A 4971-nucleotide genomic window follows, 5' to 3' on the forward strand; every position below is an offset into this window, starting at 1 on the left:
TATGCAGGCGTTCTATAATATTAATTAGCGTTGCACTTGGTGTGTTAATCTAAGAATATAAAAGTAAGAGTGTCACTATAACACAGCACTCATAGAGCGTCGTTGCACTCTGTCCGTCTCTTGTAATATCAAGCTAAAAAACAAAACCATCTACTGTGGATACACTGAATTTGATGAATGATTACTGCCGCTAAGCTGGCGCGCGCGACAATTGAGTCTATCTATTTCACCATTAATTGTCATCATAAAATCACTAGAAGTAGACGTGGTGACATAAGCGATAAATCATAAAAAAATCCCCCTATCTAGGGCAGATAGAGGGAAGGAGAAACCTGAAAATTACGATAGCTTATAAAAACCAGTTAGGCGGCTTTTTTGCTGATACCAATAGAGCGAAAAGCATTCTTTAAGTTATTATTATGCTCAAGAATTTTTTGTTCAATCTTAGCATAATCATGCTTGAGCTTATCATCAGCCTCGTGCAAGCGATCAGCGAACTCTGTCTTTTTAAGTTCAATTGTTTTTGCTTTTAGCGTTTGCCACTCTTCAACTGTCTGCGTAAAGGCATCATATTCAAACTTAATGCGATCTTGGAAGCTCTTCATCGCATGAGTTAAGTCAATACCGCCACCAGTCGCGGTATCGATTTTCTGCTGAGCTGCTTTAAATTGCATTTGAACTTCGGCATGCTTGATGGTCGTATCATCGACCGTGCGCAGATCAGAGGTCAACCCAAGTTTTGATAAGCCAGCAATCAACCATTTGGTTGGATCATACTGCCACCATTTTACGCCATTACGATAGTCGTACTGGAAGAAGTGATGATAGTTGTGATAACCCTCACCCCATGTAAATATCGCTAAAATGAAGTTATCACGGGCAGTGTTGGTATCTGTATAAGGACGGCTACCAAACATATGACACAATGAGTTAATGAAGAAAGTAAAGTGATGCGTCAATACCAAGCGCAGCAAACCTGCCAACACAAACGTGCCCCAAACATCACCCAACAACCAACCAATAGCCGCCACCAAACCAACATTAGTGGCTAGTACCCATAGGCCATAGTATTTATGCTGTACCTGTAGGACTTTGTCTTTGGTCAAGTCAGGAATATTTTTGTAGTCAAAGTTGCCGCTAGGATAGTTACGTAGCATCCAGCCGATATGGCTGAACCAGAACCCGCGTTTTGCCGAGTACGGATCGTCCATCACATCATCGACATGACGATGATGAACACGGTGACCTGAAACCCAGTCAAATGCAGACCCTTGTACCGCTAGGGTAGATCCTAGCAATAAAAAGTTTTTGACGATTGGATGCGCTTTGTAAGCACGGTGTGCCAACAGGCGATGATAACCAGCGGTGATACTAATGCCAGTCCATACCATAAAGGCACCAAATACACCCCAAACAGGGGCGCTTACATCATGAGTAAACAAATACCATGGTGTAATGATAGCAGCAGCAATCGGCGTCGTTACCAAAATAGTCGCTGGAATCCAGTTGATTGGCGCTTTTTTGAATTCAAACTCACGCATATCAATGCTTTGCTCTTTTGTAAGAACATCCGTTTGCTCAGAAGCGTTAGCATAGCTACGTTTTGTCGTAGGCTGCTCATTAAGGGCCATTTGCGCTTTCTTTTCGTCAAAACGAGTCTTGAAACGCGTTACTTGAGTACTGGCGCTCTTAACGAGGGTATCGCCAGATTTGATAGCGAAACGTAAGCCTTTAAGCGGTAAGCCAAGTGCTTTTTTTGCAATCATATAATATCCTTAACGGTATTAATCTAAGTACCCATAGTACCTTAAAATACGTATAAAGTGAACACTTATACACTATAAAAATATTGCTAAATAACAATAACTTGTATAAATTATAGAACGTATGAGTCAAAAATATCGATGACTTATCGGGTGTGAGGGGAAAGTGTAAGCAACAGGGGATAAATGTAGGCGCTATAAAAGCCAAAGAAGCTGGACTAAACAGTCATAAACACCCAAATGGCTTAACGTAATAGTAGTTGACTGGGAAAGTCGGTAATAATCACGTCTGTCTCCCATTTTATGAGCTGCTCAATGGTATCAATATCATTAACCGTCCAAGCACTCACGGGTAGCCCGTAACGGTGACTGTGCTTGATAATCGCTTGGGTTAAAAGCGGATAATGGATACCCAATTGAACGCAGCCAAGCTGTAGGGCAGTGTATGTCGCTTTTGCCAAGGCATCTGACGTACGAATAAGCAACCCGCGCGGCATACAAGACAGCAGTTTGTGACGTTGTAACCGATTGTGTAGCTCCACATCAAAACTCGTTAGCACAACAGGCAATGTAGCAAGCGGCGTACTTATAAATGCTTGCGCAAGTGCTTCGACCAACACCGCATAATTGGTGCGATTGTGCGTTTTGATCTCAAGCTCAATAATTCGAAACCCTTTTAGCGCAGGCAAAATATTGGCCAAGGTCATAATTGGCTGCCCAAACTGCAAACGGCATTGAATCTCTGTGAGCCCGAGCTGATCAACACGGGACTGTTGACCACACATACGCTCTAAATTATCATCATGAAACACAATCAAATGACCATCAGCGCTCAGCTGGATATCAAACTCAACCCCTGACAAACCTTTTGGCGCTAAGTGTTGAGAGTACTCGAAGCCTGAAAAAGTGTTCTCTAGGCTCTCGCCTCGAGCGCCGCGATGGCCCAATAAACGCGTGTTTTTAAGATTGATCATATCAAAGGATTACTGACTGACTTTATGAGCCATCATATAGGGTCGCAGCATCAGCGTCTAATAAAATCTGTGCCTCAGTCGTTAGGTGTTATATCTGTGGTTGCAGCGGCTGGCTTTCTAGTATTTGTTATGTTTTTGCAACCAAAGGCAGGTTTTACCTACAATCAGGGGCACTATTTGTATATCCATAGGCTACACTAATGACCATTTCAACCAAACACCGTATAATGATGTGGTTTTCAAATCTATCGCAGACCGTTAATGACACCATTGTTTTATAAGTCTGCCATGCAGTTTGAGTGTTAAACACTGTCCATCAGTGGCGGTAAGAACCTGTAAATTGGGAGTAAAGTAAATATGAGCGTAGCAAATATAAGTTTGAGCAAGTGGCATAAAGTGGCTGGAATTGGAATCGTATGTGGTTTGGCGCTTGCAGGCTGTGATCGCTCAGAAAACGAAGATGCTGCTGATACATCAGAGATGACAGAGCAAGAGCCCGCCGTGGTTGAAAGCGATGTGGCGCCTGCAGTCAGTTGTGATGACCCAATGGTGCAAGATCGTCTAAAAAATGCGCTAGAAAACACCATCAATCAACAAGCGCAAGCATTGGCTGCCAATTATGCCAATGACGCTGAAATTAGCCTACAAAGCGGCGTTGTCACTGAAAAAACCAATGGTGTCGTTATTGATGTACAAAATGCTGCCATACTACAAAAAGCGAATGACAATGGCATGACCACTTGTCAAGCAAGTGTCAGCATGACACTGCCAAGTGAAGACTTGTATCAAGCCAGTCAGGTTCAAGCGGCGAATAATCAGCCAAGTCTGCAATCTCGTTTGGCGCAGGACAATATCCGTATCAATAATAACATGCTCGTGGATGATGTCTTCACTTATGTTGTGGGTACTCAAGGCGGGCAGGTACGTACGCGTATCGCTGGACAGCCAGCGCTGATTACCGTAGTCGCAGACGTAATGGCGGGTTCGGCATTCAAAGCTGCCATGGATGAGCAGCGTGCTGAGCGCCGTGCAGCTGCCCAAAACAATGACAACCAAACCGTACCCGCGCGCCAGCAGTCAAGAACTGTAACGCCAGTTGAGCCGATTCGTCCTACTGAACCTGCGACGCCGCCAACCATCAATAATCCTACCAATGACCAAAGCAGTTCATCGTCAAACAACCAAGCAGCGGCTACGACGAATACGGATACCAAAAAACCTGCAACACCAGCGACGCCAAAAGCAGTACCTAAAGATGAAACCATAGATATGGTCATCATTGAAGATGACAGTGCCACTTATTAATTTTGCCATTCTATGAATAATTAGTAGTCGGTAGTTAATACATACTATTAAATAGTAAAAACCCCCGCAGCACTCATGTTGCGGGGTTTTTATCAGCGAAAAATCAACCCAGTTTAGAAAGTGCTAGTAAGATTGGGTTTGACTCACTAGCGATTGTCAGCGAAGTGTTGCAAAACTTGACTGTCCCATAGTACTTCAGAGACTTGTTCGGGATCTGTACAAAATCGTGCGGCGACAAACAGCCAATCAGACAGACGATTGATAAAGCTGATAGCGGTACCACGTATCGCAGATGGGCGCTGCTTTTGCAAAGAGACGGCTTGGCGCTCCGCTCGGCGACACACACTACGTGCGACATGCAACTGGCTGACCAGTACAGATCCTGTAGGCAAAATAAAGTCTTTGAGCGGTGGCAAGGTGGTATTCATCATATCGATTTGTTGCTCTAGCCACTCGATATGGGTGGCATTAACCCCTTCGTATTCTGGCATGGCAAGCTCACCACCGATATTGAAGAGTAGGTGCTGGATAATCACTAAGGCTTGAGAGACATCTTTGCTGATAGATTGGCCTTTATTTTTCTGTAATTGAGCGCGTACCAGTCCAATGTGTGAGTTAAGCTCATCGATATCACCCATAACATCGAACAGTTTGTCAGCTTTGCTAAGGCGACTGCCATCAGCCATACCAGTACTGCCGTCATCTCCAGTGCGCGTGTATATTTTGCTTAATCGATTGCCCATCTTTTAATCCTTAGTGGTTTTATTGTTGAATAATGCGAGGTGCATGCTCATTGTAGTATTTTACGCCTGTTTTCGCTAAGATAACGGGTTATGTTTTATATTGCGATCTGAGCGATATCTAATTTTCAACATTATAGGGCGTGTTGAACATTCGACCATGGCACTGACAGCGACTATTTTTTAGGC

General features: G+C 43.8%; 4 protein-coding genes. 1 reads left to right on the forward strand and 3 read right to left on the reverse strand.

Annotation, left to right across the window (positions count from 1 at the left end):
* Nucleotides 1-362: 362 nt before the first annotated feature.
* Together L0G63_RS13370 and L0G63_RS13375 are read right to left on the reverse strand one after the other, a co-directional pair.
* Nucleotides 363-1541: a fatty acid desaturase gene (locus L0G63_RS13370; protein ID WP_301451101.1), complete on the reverse strand. Its 1179-nt coding sequence runs from the start codon at nucleotides 1539-1541 to the stop codon at nucleotides 363-365.
* Nucleotides 1542-2008: 467 nt separating this feature from the next.
* The gene (locus tag L0G63_RS13375) at nucleotides 2009-2737 is read right to left on the reverse strand and encodes a glycerophosphodiester phosphodiesterase (protein WP_301451098.1); all 729 of its coding nucleotides are present in this window, start codon (nucleotides 2735-2737) and stop codon (nucleotides 2009-2011) included.
* A 357-nt stretch (nucleotides 2738-3094) separates the two neighbouring features.
* Between L0G63_RS13375 and L0G63_RS13380 the strand changes: the two genes are divergently transcribed.
* Nucleotides 3095-4042 carry a hypothetical protein gene (locus L0G63_RS13380; protein ID WP_301451099.1) on the forward strand — a complete coding sequence of 316 codons (948 nt, stop codon included), beginning with the start codon at nucleotides 3095-3097 and terminating at the stop codon, nucleotides 4040-4042.
* A gap of 146 nt (nucleotides 4043-4188) precedes the next feature.
* On the opposite strand, the gene L0G63_RS13385 is transcribed toward L0G63_RS13380, so the two are convergent.
* Nucleotides 4189-4785: a cob(I)yrinic acid a,c-diamide adenosyltransferase gene (locus L0G63_RS13385; RefSeq protein WP_301451100.1), complete on the reverse strand. Its 597-nt coding sequence runs from the start codon at nucleotides 4783-4785 to the stop codon at nucleotides 4189-4191.
* Nucleotides 4786-4971 lie beyond the last annotated feature (186 nt).

This window comes from Psychrobacter sp., from assembly GCF_030454045.1.
In the GTDB taxonomy this organism is placed as follows: Bacteria; Pseudomonadota; Gammaproteobacteria; order Pseudomonadales; family Moraxellaceae; genus Psychrobacter.